This is a genomic window from Streptomyces sp. NPDC002779 (assembly GCF_042888685.1).
Classification (GTDB): Bacteria; Actinomycetota; Actinomycetes; order Streptomycetales; family Streptomycetaceae; genus Streptomyces.
Genome location: NZ_JBIAQC010000001.1, coordinates 795,000 through 816,353, shown reverse-complemented (window position 1 = coordinate 816,353; position 21,354 = coordinate 795,000). Strand labels below are relative to the sequence as shown.

Sequence of the window (21,354 nt, the reverse complement as noted above, 5' to 3'; positions counted from 1 at the left end):
CGCCGGGGGGGGGGGGGGGGGCCCCGGGGCGGGGGGGCCCCCCCGGCCCGGGGGGGGGGGCCCGGGGGGGGGGGGGGCCCCGGCCCCCCGGGCCCCCCCCCCGCCCCACTACCAGGAGACGACGACCTTGTCGCCGTTCCTCACCTGCGCGAACAGTCCCGCGATGGCCCTCTCGTCCCGCACGTTGACACAGCCGTGCGAGGCGCCGGCGTAGCCCCGGGCCGCGAAGTCGGACGAGAAGTGCACGGCCTGGCCCCCGCTGAAGAACATCGCGTACGGCATCGGCGAGTCGTAGAGCGTGGAGTGGTGGTGCCGGGACTTCCAGTAGACCTGGAACACGCCCTCCCGGGTCGGCGTGTACTGCGCGCCGAAGCGCACGGCCACCGTGGACAGGGTGCGGCCGTCGACCATCCAGCGCAGGGTGCGGCTCGTCTTGTCGATGCACAGCACCCGGCCGGTCAGACAGCGCGGATCGGGCGGGGCGGCTGGCTGCCCGCCCATCAGGTACAGGTCCCACTTCCCCGGCTCGCGGGTCATCCTCAGCAGCCGCTGCCAGGTGACGGCGTCCGTCCTCCCGGTCTGCGGCAGCCCGCGCTTGCCCTGGAACCCCTTGACCGCCCGCTCGGTGAGGTCGTCGTAGGTCCCCGTCGGGCCGTCGAACAGCCAGGCGACCTGCCGCAGCCGGGCCTGGAGCTCCCGGACGCCCCGGCCGCTGTCCCCGCGCGACCACAGGACCTCCGGGACCGCGGACGGGGCGGGCGCGCTCGGCTTGGCGTCCTGCGGCGGCTGCGAGGGCGTACGGCTGGGCAGTTCGACCCGGACCGGGGACTGCCCCTCCCCGTCCGCCGCCCGGACCGTGCAGCCGCCGCACACGACCGCGAGCGCCGCCGCCGAGGCCAGCGCGCCGGCCGTTCTCCTCATGCTCCTCATCCGGCCCCCAATGCCGCCGATGTCCTCTGAGATGCTCCCCGCGGATGACTGGTTGCGAACGGCGGGGCATGGTTGTGACCGGGGCCGCATGGCGGCTGTGAGCAAGGTCCCAGCGTGCTGCTCTCCTCCGGGCGCGCACCACGCCGCTACAGTCCGTCGAAGGGTCGGTCTGTACCAGTGAGTAAGCAGCGAGCGAACTGCTCGGCGGGAGGCAACACACCATGGCGCGCGAGTCGGAGTCCGGACTGCCCATCGAACCGGTCTACGGACCGGATGCCCTGGCGGGCTGGGACGCGGCCGAGAAGCTGGGCGAACCGGGGTCGTACCCCTTCACCCGGGGTGTCTACCCGTCGATGTACACCGGCCGTCCCTGGACGATGCGCCAGTACGCCGGTTTCGGCACCGCGACCGAGTCCAACGCCCGCTACAAGCAGCTGATCGCCAACGGCACCATGGGCCTGTCGGTCGCCTTCGACCTGCCCACCCAGATGGGCCACGACTCCGACGCGCCGATCGCCTCCGGCGAGGTCGGCAAGGTCGGCGTGGCGATCGACTCGATCGACGACATGCGGGTGCTGTTCGGCGGCATCCCGCTGGACAAGGTCTCCACGTCGATGACGATCAACGCGCCCGCCGCGCTGCTGCTCCTGCTGTACCAACTCGTCGCCGAGGAGCAGGGCGTCAGCGCGGACCAGCTGACCGGCACGATCCAGAACGACGTGCTGAAGGAGTACATCGCGCGCGGGACGTACATCTTCCCGCCCAAGCCCTCCCTGCGGCTGATCGCGGACATCTTCAAGTACTGCAAGGCCGAGATCCCGAAGTGGAACACCATCTCGATCTCCGGCTACCACATGGCGGAGGCCGGCGCGTCCCCCGCGCAGGAGATCGCGTTCACCCTCGCCGACGGCATCGAGTACGTCCGTACGGCCGTCGCGGCGGGCATGGACGTCGACGACTTCGCGCCCCGGCTGTCCTTCTTCTTCGTGGCCCGTACGACGATCCTCGAAGAGGTCGCCAAGTTCCGTGCCGCCCGCCGCATCTGGGCCCGGGTGATGCGGGACGAGTTCGGCGCGCAGAACCCCAAGTCCCTGATGCTGCGCTTCCACACGCAGACGGCCGGCGTCCAGCTGACGGCCCAGCAGCCGGAGGTCAACCTGGTCCGGGTCGCCGTCCAGGGCCTGGCGGCGGTACTGGGCGGCACCCAGTCGCTGCACACCAACTCCTTCGACGAGGCCATCGCCCTGCCGACGGACAAGTCCGCCCGCCTGGCCCTGCGCACCCAGCAGGTGCTGGCCTACGAGACGGACGTGACGGCGACGGTCGACCCCTTCGCGGGCTCCTACGTCATCGAGAAGATGACCGACGAGGTCGAGGAGGCGGCGCTGGAGCTGATGCGGAAGGTCGAGGACCTCGGCGGCGCGGTCACCGCCATCGAGCACGGCTTCCAGAAGAGCGAGATCGAGCGCAGCGCCTACCGCATCGCCCAGGAGACGGACTCCGGCGAGCGGGTGGTCGTGGGCGTCAACCGCTTCCAGCTCGACGAGGAGGAGCCGTACGAGCCCCTCCGGGTGGACCCGGCGATCGAGGCCCAGCAGGCGGCGCGGCTCGCCGCACTCCGGGCCGAGCGCGACCAGGAGACGGTGGACGCGTCCCTGGCGGCCCTGAAGAAGGCGGCCGAGGGCGAGGACAACGTCCTGTACCCGATGAAGGACGCGCTGCGGGCCCGGGCCACGGTCGGCGAGGTGTGCAACGCGCTGCGGGAGGTCTGGGGGACGTACGTCCCGAGCGACGCCTTCTGACCCGGGCCGTCCCGCCCGGCCGCCTGCTTGCTCGCCTGCCCGCCTGCCCCGCCGAAAATTCGGCATCGGAGTGTCGTACCCCCGTGCCACACTCCTTTCCATGTTCGGCGTCATCGACCTCCCCACCTATCTCGCGGGCCTGATCCTGATCGTGCTGCTGCCCGGCCCCAACTCGCTGTACGTGCTGTCCGTGGCCGCCCGCCGGGGCGTCCGCCCGGGGTACACGGCCGCGGCCGGGGTCTGGTGCGGGGACGCGGTGCTGATGACGCTCTCCGCGGCCGGAGTCGCCTCCCTGCTCCAGACCAACGCCGTGCTGTTCGGCATCGTGAAGTACGCCGGTGCCGGGTATCTGACCTGGCTGGCGCTCGGGATGCTGCGGGCGGCCTGGGGGATGTGGCGGGACCGGCGGGAGCAGCGCCTGGCCGCCGAGAAGGACGCGTCCGCCTCCGTCCCGGGTGAGCGGCCGTTCCGGCGGGCCCTCGTGGTGAGCCTGCTCAACCCCAAGGCGATCCTGTTCTTCGTCGCCTTCTTCGTGCAGTTCGTCGATCCGGCGTACGCCTATCCCGCGCTGTCGTTCGTGGTGCTGGGCGTCTTCGCGCAGCTCGCGAGCTTCCTGTACCTCAGCGCGCTGATATTCGGCGGCACCAGGCTGGCGGCGGCCTTCCGGCGGCGCAAGCGGCTGTCGGCGGGGGCCACTTCGGCGGCCGGGGCGCTGTTCCTCGGGTTCGCGGTGAAGCTGTCCCTGGCCGGTTCCTGACCTCAGGGGCGCGGGAAACCGCGCGCCCGGACCCCGCCGGGCCGCGGCTCACGCGCCCGCCGCACCGCCCGGGTGACGATCGGCGGCAACAGCTCGGCGGCCAGCCGCCGGGACCGGGACCTCCGTGACATCCGCGCCGACGCCGGCCCCGCGTAGTGCCGGGACCGCGGGAACTCCGGCGGACGCATCCCGTGCGAGCGGACCCGCACCAGCCGGTGCCCCGCCGCGTGCCGCACACTCACCCCGCAGTCCTCGCGCCCCCGGAACGCCGCGAGCAGCTCCTCCTGCACGGCCGCGGGCTCCCCCCACGTGCCGTACAGCTTCTGCGTGCTCAGACACACCGGCCGCAGCCCCCGGTTCAGCACCGCCTCCCAGGCCGCGACCGAGACCCCTGGCGTGTGCTCGGAGCGGAAGTCGTCCAGGACCACGATCCCGTCCGGCACGAGCAGTTCCCGCGCCGCGCCGATGTCGTCGTGCACGTGCTCGTACAGATGCGAGGCGTCGATGTGGACGAAGCGGCAGGTCCCGGCCCCCACCTCGCCGGTGATCACCGAGGTGGGTCCCTGGACGACCCGGGGCAGGCTGTCGTGGAAGGAGAGATAGTTCCGCTCGAAGGCCTGCCGGGTCAGGGACGCGTACGACTTCGACGCCTCCGCCTGGTTCGCCCCGTCCGGCGCGTCGCTCTCGAAGAGGTCGCAGACCGTGAACGTCTCACCGGGACGCAGATGCCGGCCCAGCAGGATCGCGCTCTTGCCCAGGTAGGCCCCCAGTTCCAGCAGGTCACCCCGCCGGCCGAGGGTCTCCTGCCGCTCCAGGAACCAGGTGAACAGCGTCTGGTCCAGGGGCGGGAACCAGCCCGGCACATCGCCGAGCTCACCGGGGAGTACGGGTGTCTGCTGTGCGTTGGCCATGTGACGCGCCTGCTCACTGGGGTCCGGGCAATCCGTCACCGGGTTGAACGCCCGGTGAACAACGGCTGCCCAGCAGTCTTGCCGCGCCCGGACCTCAGCGCATCTTGGTGAGGGCCGTCCGGAGGCGTGGGGTCAGCGGCTTCTCGACGTAGCGGTTCAGCAGCCAGGCCAGCAGCAGCATCGAGCCGATCGTCAGGGTGAACGTCGCCCAGGAGGACAGGTACAGGTCCTGGTGGAGGGTCTCGATGACCACCCAGCCCAGGTGCTCGTGGACCAGGTAGAAGGGGTACGTCAGCGCCCCGGCCACGGTCAGCCAGCGCCAGTTCGCCCACTGCAGCCAGCCGAGCGCGATGGCCGCGACCGCCACGAAACCGAGGGTCACCACCAGGACGATCCCGAGCGAGGTGCGGTGCGCGAACGCGTCCGGGCTGGGGGCGCGCCACAGGTTCTGCACCGCGTAGTGCTGCCCGATCAGCCAGCTGACCCCGACGATGCCCCAGGCGTAGGCGTCCCGGCGGTCGCGGTGGACCAGGTAGAGGCCGACACCGCCGATGAAGAAGGGCGCGTACTCGGGCATCAGGACCAGGTCCAGCAGCGGTTCGTTCGCCGCCTCGGCGATGACCGCCGCGAGGGTCCAGCCGGCGCAGAACATGATCACGCGCTGCCGGGTCGCGCCGGGCAGCACGACGCACAGCGCGAACAGGGCGTAGAAGCGGACCTCCGCCCACAGCGTCCAGCACACTCCGAGCACCCGGTCCACGCCCAGCGGCTGCTGGAGCATCGTCAGATTGACCAGCGCGTCGCTCGGCGAGACCGCCTGGTAGGCGACCACGGGCAGCGCGAAGACCGCCGTGACCAGCAGAACCGCCGCCCAGTAGGCGGGCAGCAGGCGGGAGGCGCGGGAGGCGAAGAAGGACTTCAGCGGCCGTCCCCAGCCGCTCATGCAGATCACGAACCCGGAGATGACGAAGAAGACCTGGACGCCGAGACAGCCGTAGGCGAAGTACTCGTGCAGCGTGGGGAACTGGACCGTCGGCGAGCTGCCCCAGGCCTCGGTGACCTCGCCGCCCCGGCCGCCGTAGTGGTACGCGGCCACCATCAGCGCGGCGACCAGCCTGAGTCCGTCCAGCGCCCGCAGCCGGGTCTCCCTGCGCCCGGTCCGTTCCGCCCTCCGGGGCGGCTCGATCACCGTTCGGACGGTCGTGCTGGTCACAGAAATCCCCTTGCCAGGCGTTCTCGTTCTCCAGGGTGGAGCTAGGCACGTTAGTCCGAATCACAGGCTTGTCTCGGGCGCCGGGCCAACGATTAGTCCTGTAGTACCTATGAGTTCACCTGAACGTCGTTTTGCCTTCCTAATTTTTCTCAGCATCCCCCCACGGATAATCACACGGTTTCAAGATCCCCCCACCCGCCGGCGAACCGCGGCAGACACAGCATTGGCTTGGCGAATACCAGGAGTGCCATGACGAGGGTCCAGAACAGACGGCCACGTGCGCGCGGAGGGGAGCTGGACGACTGTTTGCGTGCCTGCGCGGTGCACAGCGGCAAACTCGTCGGCAGCATCGACCGCCGCCGTATCGAACTCGCCGAGCAGCTCAGAAAGCTGCTCGTCGTATGGGGAACCACCCCCGCCGCCCCCGCGGCCGCCCCGGCGACCGGCGCGACCGCGCTGCTCAAGCGTGCCGTGAAGGGCGCCGCGACCCCCGCCACGGGTATCGCCAACGAAGTGCTCGACGCGCTGCTCGCCGTCGCCAACCAGGCGCTCAAGTGCGGCTACGACGACGAGCTGAACCTCGCTCTGGTGATCAGCGACACCGTGCTCGCGCAGCGCAAGAACTCCCGCGCCGGATGGCGGCTGCGCGCCCGCCTGATGGAGGCGCTCGGCGACGACGCCGAGGCGCTGGAGGCGTACGAGAAGTACCTCGGGCTCACCGACGACGACGGCTTCGGCGTCCGCGCCCGCATCGCGGGCCTGCGCGCCGCGAGCGAGCGGGAGCGGGACCTGCTCGCCCTGCTGCGCCGCCAGTGCCCGCGCGCCGAGGAGTTCACCCGCGGCGACGCCACCGCCGTATGGGCCGAGGGCCTGGCCGCGCACGCCGTCGGCGACTGGGCCGCGGCCGAACCCCGGCTGGTGGGAGCGCTCCTGGCCATGGCGGACGCCCCGGTCGAGGACCGCCAGGAACTGCTCAGCCAGTACCTGGACCTGCGGATCGCCGTCGACACCGATGTCACCGCCCTCACCGAGGTCCTCGCGCTCTACGCCGAGCAGCGCCGTACCCGGATGCGCGGGCCCGTCGCCGACCCCACCATCGGCGGCGTGCAGTGGATCAGCCTCGGTGAGTTCCGCAACCGGATCGCCGGCAAGTCGGTCTGCCTGATCGCCAACTCCGGCCGGGTGGCCGCCAGTTCGATGGGTGCCGAGATCGACGCGTACGACCTCGTGGTGCGCTTCAACTCCTTCCGGCTCGACCCGAAGCACACCGGCAGCCGTACCGACATCCACGCCACGATCCACAAGCACGGCTTCAACTGGGACAAGCAGGTCGACACCCGGCTCGTCTTCGGCGGGATCTCCGGCGACTGGAAGTGGTCGCTGCGCAACCGCCTGGTGCCCGGCGCCCAGACGTATCTGGGCGACGAGTCGCTGCGCTGGCCCGTGCGCAACATCGGCAAGCTCTCCACCGACGTCTGGTCGGGCATCCCGACCACCGGCTTCAACATGCTGTTCCTGCTGGACTTCCTGGACGTCAGCCCCACGCTCGACCTGATCGGCTTCGACTTCTACGAGAGCGGCCCGTACCGCGTGCCGGAAGCGATGAAGCTCGCCATCACCTCCGTGCACGAATACACCAGCGAGAAGGCATGGGTCATGGACCGGGCCCGGAGCGTGACCGACATGAGGATATCCCTGCGATGACCACGACCACCCTGCCCGCGGCCCCCGTCACCGACGCGGCCGCCCTCACCGGCAAGCGCCGCATCGCCTTCGCGTCCTACGTCGACGAGAACTACCTCCCGGGCTTCCTCGTCCTGCTGCGCAGCCTCGCCCTGTCCAACCCGGCCGTCTGCGAGGACTTCGTCGTCCTCTACGACGACCTGCGCCCCGCCTCGATCGCCAGGATCCGCGCCCTGCACCCGCGCATCGTGCTGCGCCGCGTCAACGACACGCACTACGACGCCTACCAGAAGGGCGACCAGGACAACTACCTGGTCCGCAAGGCGTACTTCATCCTCGACGTCTTCCGGCTGCGCGAGTACGACACCGTCATCACCCTCGACACCGACATGGTCGTCCTCGGTGACCTCGGCGAACTGCTCAAGCTGCGCGAGGGCCTGGCGGCCGTCCCGCAGTTCTTCTACGGGCAGCACAAGCTCAACTCCGGACTGCTGGTCATCCAGCGCGAGTACCTGAGCGACGAGTTCTGCGCCAGGCTGGACGCCACCGGCCGCAGCGGCGACTACGAACTCGACAAGCACGACCAGGGCATCCTCAACGCCGTCCTCAGCGGCGACTTCATCCGCCTGGACCCGCGCTACAACTTCGTCAAGCGGCGCCTGTCCGGCGACCTCCCGGTCCCCGAGGACACCGCGATCCTGCACTTCACCGGCCGCCACAAGCCGTGGCAGGGCGGTGAGTCCGGGTACAGCCAGGCCGAGGAGAAGTGGCGCGAGTACGAGCTGTCCGACGCCGAGTTCCAGGCCGCGTACCTCTCCCGCTCGGGCGGCCTGCACCACGACCTGGTCGTGCACTACGGCACCCCGCACGTCGCCCGCACCGGTGACGTCGAGGCCGCCCGCAAGGTGGCCGCCGCGCACATCGCGTCCGGCGACTACCAGGACGCCGTCGACATCCTGCGGAGCGTCCACATCCCGCTCGACGAGGCGTGGCCGCACGAGGTGCTCGGCCACGCCCTGATGAGCGTCTCGCGCTACGCCGAGGCCAAGGCCCAGCTGCTGCTGGCGACGGCCGCCCCCAACCGGGCCGCCACCGCCTACGCCCGGCTCGCCCAGATGTCCTGGGTGCACGGCGACAACGCCTCGGCGCTGAAGTACGCCACGGCCGGGATGTCCGTGGACATCACCCACCGCTCCAGCCGGCTGTGGGCGCAGCGCGCGGCCTCCGTCCCGGCCCAGGAACTGGGCGCCCCCGAGGACCAGCTGGCGCACGTCGCCTTCTACATGGACCGCCAGGGCAACGCGGGCGACAAGCTGCTCCCGGAGAGCGTGCGCAGCGCCTTCGGCCCGGACACCACCACCCGGCGCTGGCACTCCGTGCACGCCCACCGGCTCTTCGACGAGGCGGCCCTGGAGCGCGTCAACGCCCGGCGCGGCCTGGTCATCGGCGGTGGCGGCCTGTTCATCCCGGACACCATGCCCAACGGCAACAGCGCCTGGCAGTGGAACGTCCCGGACGAGCTGATGCGCCGGATCGACGTGCCGATCGCGGTCTACGCCGTCGGCTTCAACGCCTTCGACGGCCAGTCCTACCGCGCCGGCCGGTTCCGTGAGTCGCTGCGCCTGCTGGTGGAGAAGTCCGCCTTCTTCGGGCTGCGCAACCACGGCTCGATCGAGAAGGTGCGGGCCATGCTCCCGGAGCACCTGCACGGCAAGGTCCGCTTCCAGCCCTGTCCCACCACGGTCACCCGCCAGCTGGTGCCGGGCTGGCAGGACCCGGCGAGCCGCGAGGACACCATCCTCCTCAACGCCGCCTACGACCGCGCCGGCCTGCGCTTCGGCCACGACTACGGCTACTTCCTGGCCCAGATGGCCCGGGCGGTCCGGGACCTGGGCGAGCTGGCCGAGGTCAAGTGCGTGGCGCACTCGCTCGACGACGAGAAGATCGCCTTCGATCTGCGGCGCGAGCACGGCATCTCGCTGCCCGTGATCCCGATGTACGACTTCGGGAACGACGAGATCCGCGATCTGTACGCGCGCACCAAGCTGGTCATCGGCATGCGCGGCCACGCGGGCATGATCCCGTTCGGCTGCGGAACGCCGATCATCAGCCTGATCTCGCACCCGAAGATGGCGTACTTCCTGCGCGACATCGAGCGACCCGAGTGGGGCGTCTCCGTCCACGACCGCCACCTGGCCGCCCGTCTGGTGGAGCGCTCCACGGACCTGCTCCGCGACCACCGGGCGACCGTCGCCGATGTGCACGGCCGTCAGCAGGAGCTGTGGAAGGTCACCGAGGCGAACGCCGCGGACCTGAAGGCCATCCTGGGCGGCTGACGCACGACGGAAGGAGGGTGAGCCCGCGCGGGGGCCCACCCTCCTTTCTCAGCGTCCGGCGACCTTCCGGGCCACCCGGGTCAGCAGCGAGCCGCCCTTGCCGCCGCCGTCCTTCTCGTACGCCGTCCTCAGCTGCGCGAAGTGGTCGGCGCGAGTCCGGGCGAGGTACTCGTCGCCGGTCAGCTTCCGCGCGATGGACCAGGCCTGCCGGTGCCGTCCCTCGTAGTGCGCCACGTACGCCTTCGCCAGCTCCAGCACCGACTTGAAGGGGATGCCGCCGGTGTGGTCGCGGTCGATGCGTTCCTGCACGGCCGAGATCAGCTTCAGCTTCTCGTCGAGGGTCCAGGCGTCCTCGGAGATCCTCCGGAGCACGTCCTCGGGGATCGGCCGGGTCACCTCGAAGGCGAGCGTGGAGCGGATCGGCGGCCCGGCGATCTCGATGTACGGCAGCAGCGCGCCCGTGCTGTGGTGCAGCCACGGCAGCCGGGGCCCGGCGAAGTCCTGGTGCAGCACGACGGAGCCGGGGCGCAGCCGGGTCAGGAAGCGCTCGGAGACACAGCGGAAGACCCGGGCCGTCTTGGCGATGTCGATGTGCAGGAACTCGATCGGGCTGGTGTCGTCCGGATCCGAGGTCTGCCAGATGTCACCGGCGTGGATCTCCAGGAACGGCAGGAAGGGCGCCAGCCGCTCGGTGAAGTCGTCGAGGAACGAGCTGTCGCCGTCCGCGGGCTTCGTACCGGCCGTGAAGAACCTCTCGGTGGCGAAGGTGCCCTTGCCGACGTGGAAGAAGTCGTACGCGTGCAGCCGTCCCGTCCTCTCGTCGAACACGGGGCTGTCGCGCAGCCCGAGCGCGAGCGCGTAGGTGGAGCCGCCGCCGCCCGAGCCCAGCTCCACGAGCCGGTCCTCGCCGGTGAGGCGATGGCGCCCCAGCAGGTACAGGAAACGCAGCTCCCAGGAGCTCACCTGGGAATAGGGCAGGTCGTCAGGCAGCTTCACGCCGTCGAGCATGGGGTACAGCCGGCCGAGGTGCGTCATGAGGGCCTCACGGGGTGGGAGGGGGCGGCGTTCCGTGATCCTAGAGATTCGAACGCCGCCCACACCATGGATTCATCGGTTTCACCCGACGCTGTGCCACCGTTTCCTCGGCCTTTCCCGGTAGTTCACCGGGTATTGGCTCAGCGGCGCACCGCCTTCTTCAGGGCCTTGGCCCGGCGTACCACCCGGCGGGCCGTGGAGTTGCGCGGCAGGAACGACAGCCGCTCCGGAATACCGCCGGGCAGACCCAGCGAGGTGAGCCGCTTGCGCTTGAAGTAGCGCTGGGTGCGCAGCGCGAAGTGCTCCGCGAGGTACCGCTCGGCGGCGGGCCGCAGGGTCGGGTAGATCTGCGGCTGCATGGTGAACCCTATGGCGGCGACCAGCGCGCCCAGCGTCCGTGCCGGGACGGTCTCCTCGCCCTCGCGGTTCTCCAGATCCGGCAGCACCGCGTCCGCCAGCACCGCGGGGATGCGGTTGCTGTTCTGGTACGGCGTCAGCCGGTCCAGCAGCGGCTCGGTGCCGATCCGGGCGACCGGCAGGTCGTAGAGGGCGGACGCGGTGAACAGCGCGGTCGAGAAGCAGCCGACGACCAGGCCGGGGCGGGACTTCTCGAACAGCACCTCGGCGAGCACCGGCGAGTCCAGCACGGTGAGTTCGACGCCCAGCCGCTCGGCCTCGGTCTCCAGGGCGCGGCTGTAGCGGGCCGGTGCCGTGGGGTGCGGCTTGAACACGATCGCCCGGTGCCCGCGCTGCACCGCCCCGCGCATCATCCGGACGTGCAGCTCCTCCTCCGCCTCCGGGGTGAGGATGTTCAGCGCCGAGAGGTACTGCCCGAGCAGCAGTGCGGAGTTGTCCGGGAAGACCGGCAGCTCCTCGACGGCGCCCGCGAGTTCGCCCATCACCTTCAGGAAGGCCGTGCCCGGCACGACCTCGGCGGGCACGTCGAACTCGGTGAGCAGCAGGGGGGTGAGGCCCGGCACCAGGTCCAGGTGGAGCAGGCGCCGGACGCGGGTGCCGACCAGCGGGTCGAGCTTGTTGCGGGTGGGGCCGTAGCTCATCAGGCCGTCGGCGTAGACGTGCAGCGGGGCGCCGGTGAAGATCTGGGCGAGCGCCAGCGCCGGGTTGACCTGGATGGACTCCAGGACGATCTCCACGTCGTCGTCGCCCAGGCCCCACAGCAGCCGCAAGTACCGCTCGAACAGCGGGATGTCGTCGGTGCGCGGCGCCCAGGCCCCGGGGTGGAACGGCCGGATGGCCTCGTTGAACGAGATCACCCCGTCGAAGTGGTCCCGCAGCGACTCGAACCCCGGCATCTCGTCCACCGCCACAGTGGTCTCCGGGGTCGCGGAGTTGTTGAACACGAGCAGCAGCCGGCGGTCCGCCTCGGCGAAGCACTCCGAGTCCAGCGCGGCGGCCAGGGTGGCGGCGCCGTAGAGCGTGGAGACGCAGAAGATCTGGGTGGTGTTACGGGACATCACGCGGCCGCCTTCGCAGTGGTGGCCCGGCGCCGCAGCCGGCGCAGCTTGCTGGCCCGGCGCAGGTCCATGGTTTCGAGCACGTCCCCGAGCGCGTCCTGCGGCATCCGCCTTATGGCCGCCGCGCTCAGCGCGCGCAGTTGCTTGGCCACGGCCGGTTCCCACTTGGACTCGTCCGAGAGGTGATGCGCGATGATCGCACAGTAGGTGCGTACCGCCTTGGGCAGCAGCTGGTCGGCCTCCCGGTCAGCCGCAGTTTCCTCGATGACCTGATCGAAGGCGCGGATGAAGTCGAGTTGACGGATGTCACCGATCTGGGTGAGAGAACCGGCGACGCCCCGGCGGTAGAAGACGCCGAGCAGGCTCACGACGGCGAACGACTCGGCCTCGCGGTGCAGCTTCCAGATCCACGGCCGGTCCTCGGCGGTGCGCAGTCCGTCGGTGAAGTGCAGCAGGCCCTTGTCCAGCAGCCGCCGGTGGTAGGCGCCGGCCCAGGCGTAGGCGTAGTCGACGGAGGTCGTCCGGTCGGCGGGCAGGATCGCCGCCCGCGGGTCGAGGACCTCGCCCCGGCGGCCGTGCGGTACCCGGTGCACCGAGCGGGCGCGTGCGTGGGCCTGGACGTGGTCCGTCCGGACGAAGTCGCAGCCCAGCTCCTCGATGGCGCCCACCAGTTCGGTGAAGTAGCCGGGCGCGAGCCAGTCGTCGCCGTCGAGGAAGGTCAGGTATTCGCCGGTCGCGGCGTCCAGACCGGTGTTTCGGGCGGTGGCCAGACCTCCGTTCACTTCATGGCGGAGGTAACGCACTTGTGCGACTTCCGAGAGTTGCTCGGCCGCTCGTTCGAGAATGGCGGGAGTTTCATCCTTCGAACAGTCGTCCACAAGAATGAACTCGAAGTCGCTCCGGGCGTTCGCACGAAGGCTCCTGAGGGTGTCCGGGGCGTATTGCTGCACGTTGTAGAACGGCACGATCACGGAAAGCTTTGGCACCTGAGAAAGGTTAGAAGGGTGCTCGGCAGTGGAACTGGACGGCGCGCGTACGGCGGGTGAACTCAGTGTGTCGGAACGGTGCATGCCATGTACTTCCCGGGTTCTGACGGGCCAGTTCGGCTCGCGGTGGGATGTTGTTAACTTTTCGTTGTTTCGCGGTTGGGCTATACCTAGGAAATGCTTCCTAGCGTCATCTTCGTGCCAGCAAGTACAACGAAGCCGCCGCGTATCGCCGTCCTCGCGGACTCCGACACCCGCTGGAAATGGGGTGCGCTGACGGCGGGCCGCATCGCCCCGGGCCCGTCCATGGAAGCCGGAGCGGAAGGGGACACGCAAGTCGCCCCTTCCCTCGATGGATTCCTGTTGCGCGGCCGGGCCACGCCGACCGCCCGTCAACTGGCGGAAGTCGGCGTGCAGGCCGCCTCGATGCGCGAGGTGACCACGGTGGAATTCCTGCGCACGATGGCCGACGAGGAGTACGACATCCTCGTCCTGGCCCTCGTCGGCGGTGGTGTCCAGGCTGTGCTGCACGGACTGAAGAGGGTCTGGGAGGGCCGCGACAAGCGCCCCGTCGTCGTCACCGGCTACGTCGGCGTCGTCTACGAGAAGCTCGCCGACGGCCTGCTGCTGCGGCATGGTGCCGACCTCGTCCTCGCCAACTCCCGCCAGGACGCCGAGCGGTTCCGCGCGGTCTACGAGGGGGTCGGCGCCGACGCCTCGGCGGTGACGGAGGTGGCGCTGCCGTTCCTCGGCGGCGCGCCCTACGAGGGGGAGCACGACCCGTACACGGTCGTCTTCGCCGCGCAGCCCTCCGTCCCCGAGAGCCGCAAGGACCGTACGTACCTGCTGAACCGCCTGGTCCGGCACGCGCGGCTGCACCCCGAGCGCGAGGTGCTGCTCAAGCTGCGCTCCAAGCCGGGCGAACACACCACGCACATCGAGGAGTTGCCCTACCAGAAGCTGGTGCAGAAGCTGGACGTACCGGCCAACTTCCGGCTGGTGTACGGCCACATGGGCGAGGTCCTGGACCGTACCGACCTGCTGGTCACGGTCAGCTCGACGGCCGCGCTGGAGTCCCTGCACCGGCGGATCCCCACCGTCGTGCTCACCGACCTCGGGGTGCGCGAGACGCTCGGCAACCACCACTTCGTCGGCTCCGGCTGCCTCGCCTCCTGGGACCAGCTGGACGAGGGACACCGTCCGGTCCCCGACGAGCAGTGGGTGGCCCGCCAGGGCGTCGCGGCGGACGGCGGGTACGAGACCGCCTTCGACGCGGCGCGCGAGCGGATCGCCAAGTTGCGGGCCCTGCCCGGCGGGCTGGCTCCGCTGACCCCGTACTACACGCCCGCGACGGCGCCGGGCTACCTGCCCGGCATCCTCGCCCGCCACCATCTCGGGCCCGACGGCAGTCCGCTGCCGGGCGCTCCCGCGCACGACAGGGACCCGGGGCCGGTCCGGCAGATCGTGCGCCGGGCCGCCCGTGGTGCCTATCGGCACGGGGTGCAGCGGGTGGCGCCCGTCATCCGGCGGATGGGGGAGCTGTGAGCGGTCGTCCGCTGTCCGCCGCGCCGTCCGGGCCCGCCGCCCTCCGTACCTCCGCGAATCCTGGAGCGCAATCCATGTCCGACTCCCCGGCGGACGCCGCCTTCGTGCGCCGCGTGCTCGCCGTCATTCCCGCCCGCGGCGGCTCCAAGGGCGTGCCCGCGAAAAACCTCGCCCCGGTCGGCGGGGTGCCCCTGGTGGCGCGTGCGGTGCGCGAGTGCCTGGCCACCCGGCTGGTGACCGACGTCGTGGTCTCCACCGACGACCAGGCCATCGCCGCCGCCGCCCGTGAGGCCGGCGCCGAGGTGGTGCTGCGCCCCGCGGCCATCGCCGGTGACACGGCCACCTCCGAGGCGGCCGTCCTGCACGCCATGGACACCCACGAGGCGCTGCACGGCGCGCCGGTCGACGTGGTCATGCTGGTCCAGTGCACCAGCCCCTTCGTGATCCGCGAGGACATCGACGGGGTCGCGGCGGCCGTCGTCGAGAACGGCGCCGACACCGCCGTCACCGTGGCCCCCTTCCACGGCTTCGTCTGGCGCGACGCCGAGGAGCCCGCCGACGGCGGCGTCGGCGTCAACCACGACAAGTCCTACCGCCCGCGCCGCCAGGACCGTCCCCAGGACTACCTGGAGACCGGCGCCGCCTACGCGATGGACGCGGCCGGGTTCCGGACCCACAACCACCGCTTCTTCGGCCGGACCGAACTCGTCCGCACCGACCCCGCGCGCGTGCTGGAGATCGACGACCCGCACGACCTCGCACGCGCCCGCGCCCTCGCGCCGCTGTTCGACGCGGACCGCCCCGGCGCGCTGCCGACCGCCGCCGACATCGACGCGGTCGTCCTGGATTTCGACGGCACCCAGACCGATGACCGGGTGCTGATCGACACCGATGGAAAGGAGTTCGTCTCCGTGCACCGCGGGGACGGCCTCGGCATCGCCGCCCTGCGCAGGAGCGGCCTGACGATGCTGATCCTCTCCACGGAGCAGAACCCTGTGGTCGCCGCCCGGGCCCGGAAGCTCAAGATCCCGGTCCTGCACGGCATCGACCGCAAGGACCTCGCACTGAAGCAGTGGTGCGAGGAGCAGGGCATCGCGCCTGAGCGCGTGCTCTACGTCGGCAACGACGTCAACGACCTCCCGTGCTTCGCCCTCGTGGGCTGGCCCGTGGCGGTCGCGAGCGCCCACGACGTCGTGCGCGGCGCCGCACGCGCGGTCACCACCGTCCCGGGTGGCGACGGCGCGATCCGAGAGATCGCCAGCTGGATCCTCGGCCCCTCTCTCGACTCCCTCACCAAGTAAGGACAGTTCACGCCATGAGCACCAACTCCCGTCTCCGTACGTTCGGTTCCTCCCGCCTGGCCGGCCCCGGTCAGCCCGTCTACATCTGCGGCGAGATCGGCATCAACCACAACGGCGAGCTGGAGAACGCCTTCAAGCTGATCGACGTGGCGGCCGAGGCCGGCTGCGACGCGGTCAAGTTCCAGAAGCGCACCCCCGAGATCTGCACCCCGCGCGACCAGTGGGACATCGAGCGCGACACCCCCTGGGGCCGCATGACCTACATCGACTACCGCCACCGGGTGGAGTTCGGCGAGGACGAGTACCGCCAGATCGACGAGTACTGCAAGTCCAGGAACATCGCCTGGTTCGCCTCCCCGTGGGACACCGAGGCCGTCGCCTTCCTGGAGAAGTTCGACGTCCCCGCCCACAAGGTGGCCTCCGCCTCGCTGACCGACGACGAGCTGCTGCGCGCCCTGCGCGCCACCGGCCGCACGGTCATCCTCTCCACCGGTATGTCCACCCCGAAGCAGATCCGCCACGCGGTCGAGGTCCTCGGCTCGGACAACATCCTGCTCTGCCACGCCACGTCGACCTACCCGGCCAAGGCCGAGGAGCTCAACCTGCGCGTGATCAACACCCTCCAGGCCGAGTACCCGAACGTCCCGATCGGCTACTCCGGCCACGAGACGGGCCTGCAGACCACCCTCGCGGCGGTCGCCCTGGGCGCCACCTTCGTCGAGCGCCACATCACCCTCGACCGCGCCATGTGGGGCTCGGACCAGGCCGCCTCGGTGGAGCCGCAGGGCCTCACCCGCCTGGTACGCGACATCCGCACGATCGAGTCCTCCCTCGGCGACGGCGTCAAGAAGGTCTACGACTCCGAGCTGGGCCCGATGAAGAAGCTGCGCCGCGTCCAGGGTGTCGTCGCCGAGGCGGAGATCGCCGCGGCCGCGGGCGAGCCGCTGTCGGTCTGACCCACCACCCTTCCCCGATCCTCCTACGACGGGACGGTCGTACGTAGATGAGCCCCCGCGCCGGGAACGCCGGCTCCCGCACTCTCGCGTTCGTCGAGAGTCCGGTACAGCTGCTCAACGTGCTGGAGTGGGCGCATGCCCAGGAGCAGGCGCTCGGCGCGGGGCTCACCCTGGTGGTCCTCTCCCCGATCGATCCGATGACCCGCGGCCAGCTGCGACGCATGTCGGAGCTGGCCCGCGAGGAGGGGCACGAGGTCCGCTGGGAGGAGGCGCGCAGCGGCGCGACGGCGCCCTTCCAGACGATCGCGGGCCTGGCGGGCACCCTGCGCCGGGCACCCCGCGTGGTCCTCGGGGACCCCTTCTCCCGTTACGTCCAGCTGCTGCTGACGATCACCCGGGCCCGGGACCTGGTGGTGGTCGACGACGGCACGGCGACGATGGAGTTCGTCGCCCAGCTGGCCCGCGGCGAGCGCCTGGTGCGCTGGCACCGCAAGGGCGGCCGCCGCGGCCCCCGGGACCTGCTCCTGACCCCGGTCTCCTCGGTGGCCCGCCGCCGGCTGACGCCCGGGGAGGACCGCAGGGTCGAGATCTTCTCCTCCATGCCGATGGAGGAGACCCTGCCGGGCCTGGCGGTGTCGGCGAACGACTTCGCCTGGACCCGTGCCCGCTTCGGCCCGCCGCGCATCGGCAAGGGCGCGGACCTGGTCGGCACCTCGCTGGTGGAGACCGGCGTGGTGGACGCCGAGCGCTACGTGGAAGCGGTCCGCACCCTCGCCAAGGCGCACGGCGCCACCCGCTACTTCGCCCACCGCCGCGAGAGCACGGAGAAGCTCCACCGCCTCGCGGTCGAGACCGGGCTGGAGATAGTCCGCCCGGACCTCCCCCTCGAACTGATCGCCCGCCGGGGCCCGATCGGCAGGACGATCCTGAGCTTCCCGTCCACGGTCGTCCACACCCTCCCCCTGGCCCTGGCCGGCACCGATGTGAAGGTCGCGGTCTGCGACATCGACCCCACCTGGCTGACCGACCACGCCTCCCCCCGGGCGCAGGGCTTCCTGTCCGGGGTCACGGGCTCGGCGAAGGACGTCCACCGGCTGGCGGCGGTGACGACGGCGGTCTAGCCGGGCACGCGAGTCGGCAGGAACGCCTCTCCTGCGCCACGGGCTCCCGCACTCGCCTCAGACCCGTGCAATATGGCCGCTGTGAACGGTGTGAACAGTGGTGATGACCTCGTCTTCCGGTCCCGCCGGCGGCGGGGCCTGCGGGTCGTCGTGGGGATCATGGCGGCCGGAGCCGTGCTCGCCGCCCTCGCCCTCGCCCTCGGCGGTCCGGTTCCGCTCGCCGGTGTCGGCGCGCTGTGCCTCGGCCTCGGTCTCGCCGCGCTGCGCCTCGCCACCGCGGAGGTCCGCGCCGGTGCCCGCGGCATCCGCGCCCGGCGCCGGGCCGTGCCCTGGCCGGACGTCGCCGAGCTGCGGATCCGGGTGAAGACCTGGCCCCGGGGCGAACAGTCCCGGCACGTCCTGCTGGTGCTGCGCGACGGGTCCGAGCGGCAGCTGCCGCAGCCCGTGGCATGGAGCGAGCCCGACACGGACTTCGACACCGGCCTGGACGCCCTGCGCGCCCTGCACCGCCGTCACGGAGCCCCCGAGTCGGACCACCTCGTCGTCGTCTCCCAGCGCACCGCCGGCCGCGGCTCGGTCTGGGTCCCCGTGCTGTGCGTCCTGCTGCTCGCGGGGGCGGGCCTCGCCGCCTGGCTCGTCCCGCACGTCGACGCCGACCGCCGGGAGTGGCGGGCGGCCGCTCCGTGCACCGCCACGACCCCCGCCGAGGACCGGCGCGAGTGCCTGACGCGCATCCCGGCCGTGATCGAGCGCACCGAACAGGACGGGCCGCGACGCGGCAGCCTCCTGTACTTCGCCGACGACCGGCCGATCGACCGGCTGACGGTGTCGCGCGAGGCCGCTCAGGAGTTCGAGCCCGGCGACCGGGTCGAGCTCACCGCCTGGCGCGGCGAGGTGATGGAGGTTGCCGGGAGCCGTCACGTCTGGCGCCAGCACGTCCCCGTCCCCGGCGACCTGGCCGCCGTAGCGGCCGGACTCGCCCTCGCCGCGGGCTACCCCGGGACCCTGACGCTGATGCGGCTGCGCGGGCGCCGCCTCCCCGCCGACGAGGTCCTTCCGCCCGCCCTGCCCTTCGCGGCCGTCCTCGTCGGAACCGGGGCGTGGCTGCTGCCGCTGTGCCACCGCCACCCCACGACCCTCTTCGACACCCCGAGGACCGTCGCCTGGGCCGCCGCGGGCACCGCCGCGACCTTCGCCATGGCCGCCTGGGCCTGGCGGGCCACCCGGGTCCGACCCCCGCAGGGGAATGCCCTGGAGGAGGAGCGGGAGGAGGAGCGGGAGGAGGTCTTCCTGCCCGCCCGCTTCCTGGAGGTCACCGACTACAACCCGCACGGCTTCGGCACCCACATCGCCCTGGGCGGCGACCGGCCGCCCGCGGTGACCCCCGGCCCGGGCCGGTTCGCGGCGCGGACCCTCCCCGTGCGGCGGCTCACCGTCAAGGAGGTGCGCCGGGTCCGGGGCACCGACGGCGACACCGTGCCCCGGAGCTGGCACACCGCCGACCTCGACGACGCCGGCACCCCCGTCCGCCTGGCCGCCGCCCCGGCCGACCTGGCCCGCATCCTGCGCGCTGTCGAGGCTGCACAAACGCTCGAGGACGCCTCGACGCCGGCTTCCGACAGATGAACAGAACCGACAGGACTGTCCGCGGCGTGGTAAGGGTTGGTAGGAGAGCGGATGAGTAATCATGATCGACTCGCTCGGAAAAGAGCGGGAGTTTACCCATCCCAGACCACGCCTATGCGCCTGGCGGTCAGTTTTTCTTCCCCTAACGGGCTGAACTTTTGTTGATCGAGGGTCAGTTGACCACCCGGGCGTCCTACCCTTCAGAGGGTGAAGCACTTGATGTCCGTAGAGTCCGAGGCCGATCTCCGCGTCGAAGCCGGGGAAGCGTCGCTTCCCGGCACGCTCCCCGAGGCGCTGCGTGCCGAACTCGTCGCGTTCCGCCGTGACTTGCACATGCACCCCGAGCTCGGCAACCAGGAGTTCCGTACCACCGCCGCGATCAAGGAGCGGCTGGAGAAGGCGGGCCTGAAGCCGCGGGTGCTCCCCGCGGGGACCGGGCTCGTGTGTGACATCGGCAACTGGGACGACGGGCTGCCCGCGCTCGCCCTGCGGGCCGACATCGACGCCCTGCCCATCCCGGACGCCAAGACCGACTGCCCGTACCGCTCGACCGTGCCCGACCGGGCGCACGCCTGCGGACACGACGTGCACACCACCGTGGTGCTCGGCGCCGGCCTGGTCATGGCAGACCTGCACGGCAAGGGCCTGCTGCCCCGGCCGGTACGGCTGATCTTCCAGCCCGCCGAGGAGGTCCTGCCCGGCGGCGCCGCCGACGTCATCGAGAGCGGGGCGCTCGAAGGCGTCGGCCGGATCCTCGCCGTGCACTGCGACCCCCGGGTGGACGCCGGGCGGGTCGGTCTGCGCGAGGGCCCGATCACCTCCGCCTGCGACCGTCTGGAGATCGCGCTGGGCGGCCCCGGCGGCCACACCGCGCGCCCGCATCTGACCACCGACCTGGTCACCGCCGTCGCCCGGGTGGTGACGGACGTCCCCGCGCTGGTCGCCCGGCGCGTGGACACCCGTAGCGGACTCGCCGTGACCTGGGGCCGGATCGAGTCCGGCCACGCGCCGAACGTCATCCCGCAGCACGCCGAGCTCTCCGGGACCGTGCGCTGCCTGGACATCGCCGCCTGGCGCCAGGCGCCGGACATCGTGGTCGCCGCGATCGACGAGGTCGCCAATCTGTACCGCGCCAAGTCCGAGATCAACTACGTCCGCGGGGTGCCGCCCGTCGTCAACGACCCCGGTGTCACCGAACTGCTCCGCGACGCGATGATCGCCCGCCGCGGCGCCGACTCCGTCGAGGGCACCGAGCAGAGCCTCGGCGGCGAGGACTTCTCCTGGTACCTGGAGCACGTGCCGGGCGCGATGGCCCGGCTCGGCGTCCGCACGCCGGGCGAGCGCACGGTGCGCGACCTCCACCAGGGTGACTTCGACGTGGACGAGCACGCGATCACGGTGGGCGTGGAGCTGTTCACGGCGGCGGCGCTGATCGACCTGTAGGGGGCACTCCGGTTGCGACCGGAGGCACCCGGGTGGAGCCTGGCCCCAGGGCGCTCAGCCATGCGCCCCGGCACTGACAGGCACACCGGGATGTCCAGGAATGCATATTTTCCGTCCAGTGGTTCACGGGGACGTAACCGGCCATCGGCACGAATGGATAACGGCCACGCGGTACCCCGTTCCCAGGAGTGTCTACGCGCGTTACTGTGCGCCGAACTCAGCACCCACTGCGGG

Annotated in this window: 16 protein-coding genes; 10 read left to right on the top strand and 6 right to left on the bottom strand. The window is 71.3% G+C overall.

The annotated features are described in order from the left end of the window. Positions 1 to 108 precede the first annotated feature (108 nt). On the bottom strand, positions 109 to 921 hold the full coding sequence (locus tag ACFYW5_RS03665; protein WP_389415289.1) for a L,D-transpeptidase family protein: 813 nt from the start codon (positions 919 to 921) through the stop codon (positions 109 to 111). 230 nt (positions 922 to 1,151) lie between these two features. Between ACFYW5_RS03665 and ACFYW5_RS03660 the strand changes: the two genes are divergently transcribed. Further along, the gene (locus tag ACFYW5_RS03660) at positions 1,152 to 2,732 is read left to right on the top strand and encodes a methylmalonyl-CoA mutase (protein WP_389415288.1); all 1,581 of its coding nucleotides are present in this window, start codon (positions 1,152 to 1,154) and stop codon (positions 2,730 to 2,732) included. Between the two features lie 100 nt (positions 2,733 to 2,832). After that, positions 2,833 to 3,489, top strand: coding sequence for a leucine efflux protein LeuE (leuE, locus tag ACFYW5_RS03655; RefSeq protein WP_389415287.1), 657 nt, complete (start codon positions 2,833 to 2,835; stop codon positions 3,487 to 3,489). A 2-nt stretch (positions 3,490 to 3,491) separates the two neighbouring features. Here the strand turns inward: leuE and ACFYW5_RS03650 are convergent, their stop codons facing one another. Both ACFYW5_RS03650 and ACFYW5_RS03645 read right to left on the bottom strand, forming a co-directional pair. Further along, positions 3,492 to 4,400, bottom strand: a complete 909-nt coding sequence (locus ACFYW5_RS03650; RefSeq protein WP_389415286.1) for a class I SAM-dependent methyltransferase — start codon at positions 4,398 to 4,400, stop codon at positions 3,492 to 3,494. A 94-nt stretch (positions 4,401 to 4,494) separates the two neighbouring features. Continuing rightward, a complete protein-coding gene (locus tag ACFYW5_RS03645; protein WP_389415285.1) occupies positions 4,495 to 5,613 on the bottom strand; it encodes an acyltransferase family protein in 1,119 nt (372 codons plus the stop codon). A gap of 249 nt (positions 5,614 to 5,862) precedes the next feature. On the opposite strand from ACFYW5_RS03645, the gene ACFYW5_RS03640 reads away from it, so the two are divergent. Further along, entirely contained in the window at positions 5,863 to 7,317 is a 1,455-nt protein-coding gene (locus tag ACFYW5_RS03640; RefSeq protein WP_389415284.1) for a glycosyltransferase family 29 protein, read from the top strand. Beyond that, positions 7,314 to 9,632, top strand: a complete 2,319-nt coding sequence (locus ACFYW5_RS03635) for a glycosyltransferase (RefSeq protein WP_389415283.1) — start codon at positions 7,314 to 7,316, stop codon at positions 9,630 to 9,632. Before ACFYW5_RS03640 ends, ACFYW5_RS03635 begins: the two co-directional genes overlap by 4 nt. Positions 9,633 to 9,680: 48 nt before the next feature. Here ACFYW5_RS03635 and ACFYW5_RS03630 read toward each other — a convergent pair whose 3' ends face one another. The 3 genes from ACFYW5_RS03630 to ACFYW5_RS03620 form a co-directional block, all read right to left on the bottom strand. Then, positions 9,681 to 10,667 (bottom strand): hypothetical protein, encoded by a 987-nt coding sequence (locus ACFYW5_RS03630; RefSeq protein WP_389415282.1) that lies wholly within the window; start codon positions 10,665 to 10,667, stop codon positions 9,681 to 9,683. Positions 10,668 to 10,807: 140 nt separating this feature from the next. Further along, complete coding sequence (locus ACFYW5_RS03625) at positions 10,808 to 12,142, bottom strand: alpha-2,8-polysialyltransferase family protein (RefSeq protein ID WP_389415281.1); 1,335 nt, start codon at positions 12,140 to 12,142, stop codon at positions 10,808 to 10,810. After that, entirely contained in the window at positions 12,142 to 13,128 is a 987-nt protein-coding gene (locus ACFYW5_RS03620; protein ID WP_389415280.1) for a glycosyltransferase family 2 protein, read from the bottom strand. Before ACFYW5_RS03620 ends, ACFYW5_RS03625 begins: the two co-directional genes overlap by 1 nt. A gap of 198 nt (positions 13,129 to 13,326) precedes the next feature. Between ACFYW5_RS03620 and ACFYW5_RS03615 the strand changes: the two genes are divergently transcribed. From ACFYW5_RS03615 to ACFYW5_RS03590, 6 genes are all read left to right on the top strand, one after another. Then, positions 13,327 to 14,673 (top strand): DUF6716 putative glycosyltransferase, encoded by a 1,347-nt coding sequence (locus tag ACFYW5_RS03615; protein ID WP_389415279.1) that lies wholly within the window; start codon positions 13,327 to 13,329, stop codon positions 14,671 to 14,673. 74 nt (positions 14,674 to 14,747) lie between these two features. After that, entirely contained in the window at positions 14,748 to 15,974 is a 1,227-nt protein-coding gene (locus ACFYW5_RS03610) for a cytidylyltransferase domain-containing protein (RefSeq protein ID WP_389415278.1), read from the top strand. Between the two features lie 14 nt (positions 15,975 to 15,988). Next, positions 15,989 to 16,930 (top strand): N-acetylneuraminate synthase family protein, encoded by a 942-nt coding sequence (locus tag ACFYW5_RS03605; RefSeq protein WP_389415277.1) that lies wholly within the window; start codon positions 15,989 to 15,991, stop codon positions 16,928 to 16,930. Positions 16,931 to 16,977: 47 nt separating this feature from the next. Continuing rightward, the gene (locus ACFYW5_RS03600; protein ID WP_389415276.1) at positions 16,978 to 18,051 is read left to right on the top strand and encodes a hypothetical protein; all 1,074 of its coding nucleotides are present in this window, start codon (positions 16,978 to 16,980) and stop codon (positions 18,049 to 18,051) included. 90 nt (positions 18,052 to 18,141) lie between these two features. Continuing rightward, complete coding sequence (locus tag ACFYW5_RS03595; RefSeq protein WP_389415631.1) at positions 18,142 to 19,677, top strand: PH domain-containing protein; 1,536 nt, start codon at positions 18,142 to 18,144, stop codon at positions 19,675 to 19,677. Between the two features lie 219 nt (positions 19,678 to 19,896). Beyond that, on the top strand, positions 19,897 to 21,120 hold the full coding sequence (locus ACFYW5_RS03590; RefSeq protein WP_389415275.1) for a M20 family metallopeptidase: 1,224 nt from the start codon (positions 19,897 to 19,899) through the stop codon (positions 21,118 to 21,120). The last annotated feature ends 234 nt before the right edge of the window (positions 21,121 to 21,354 follow it).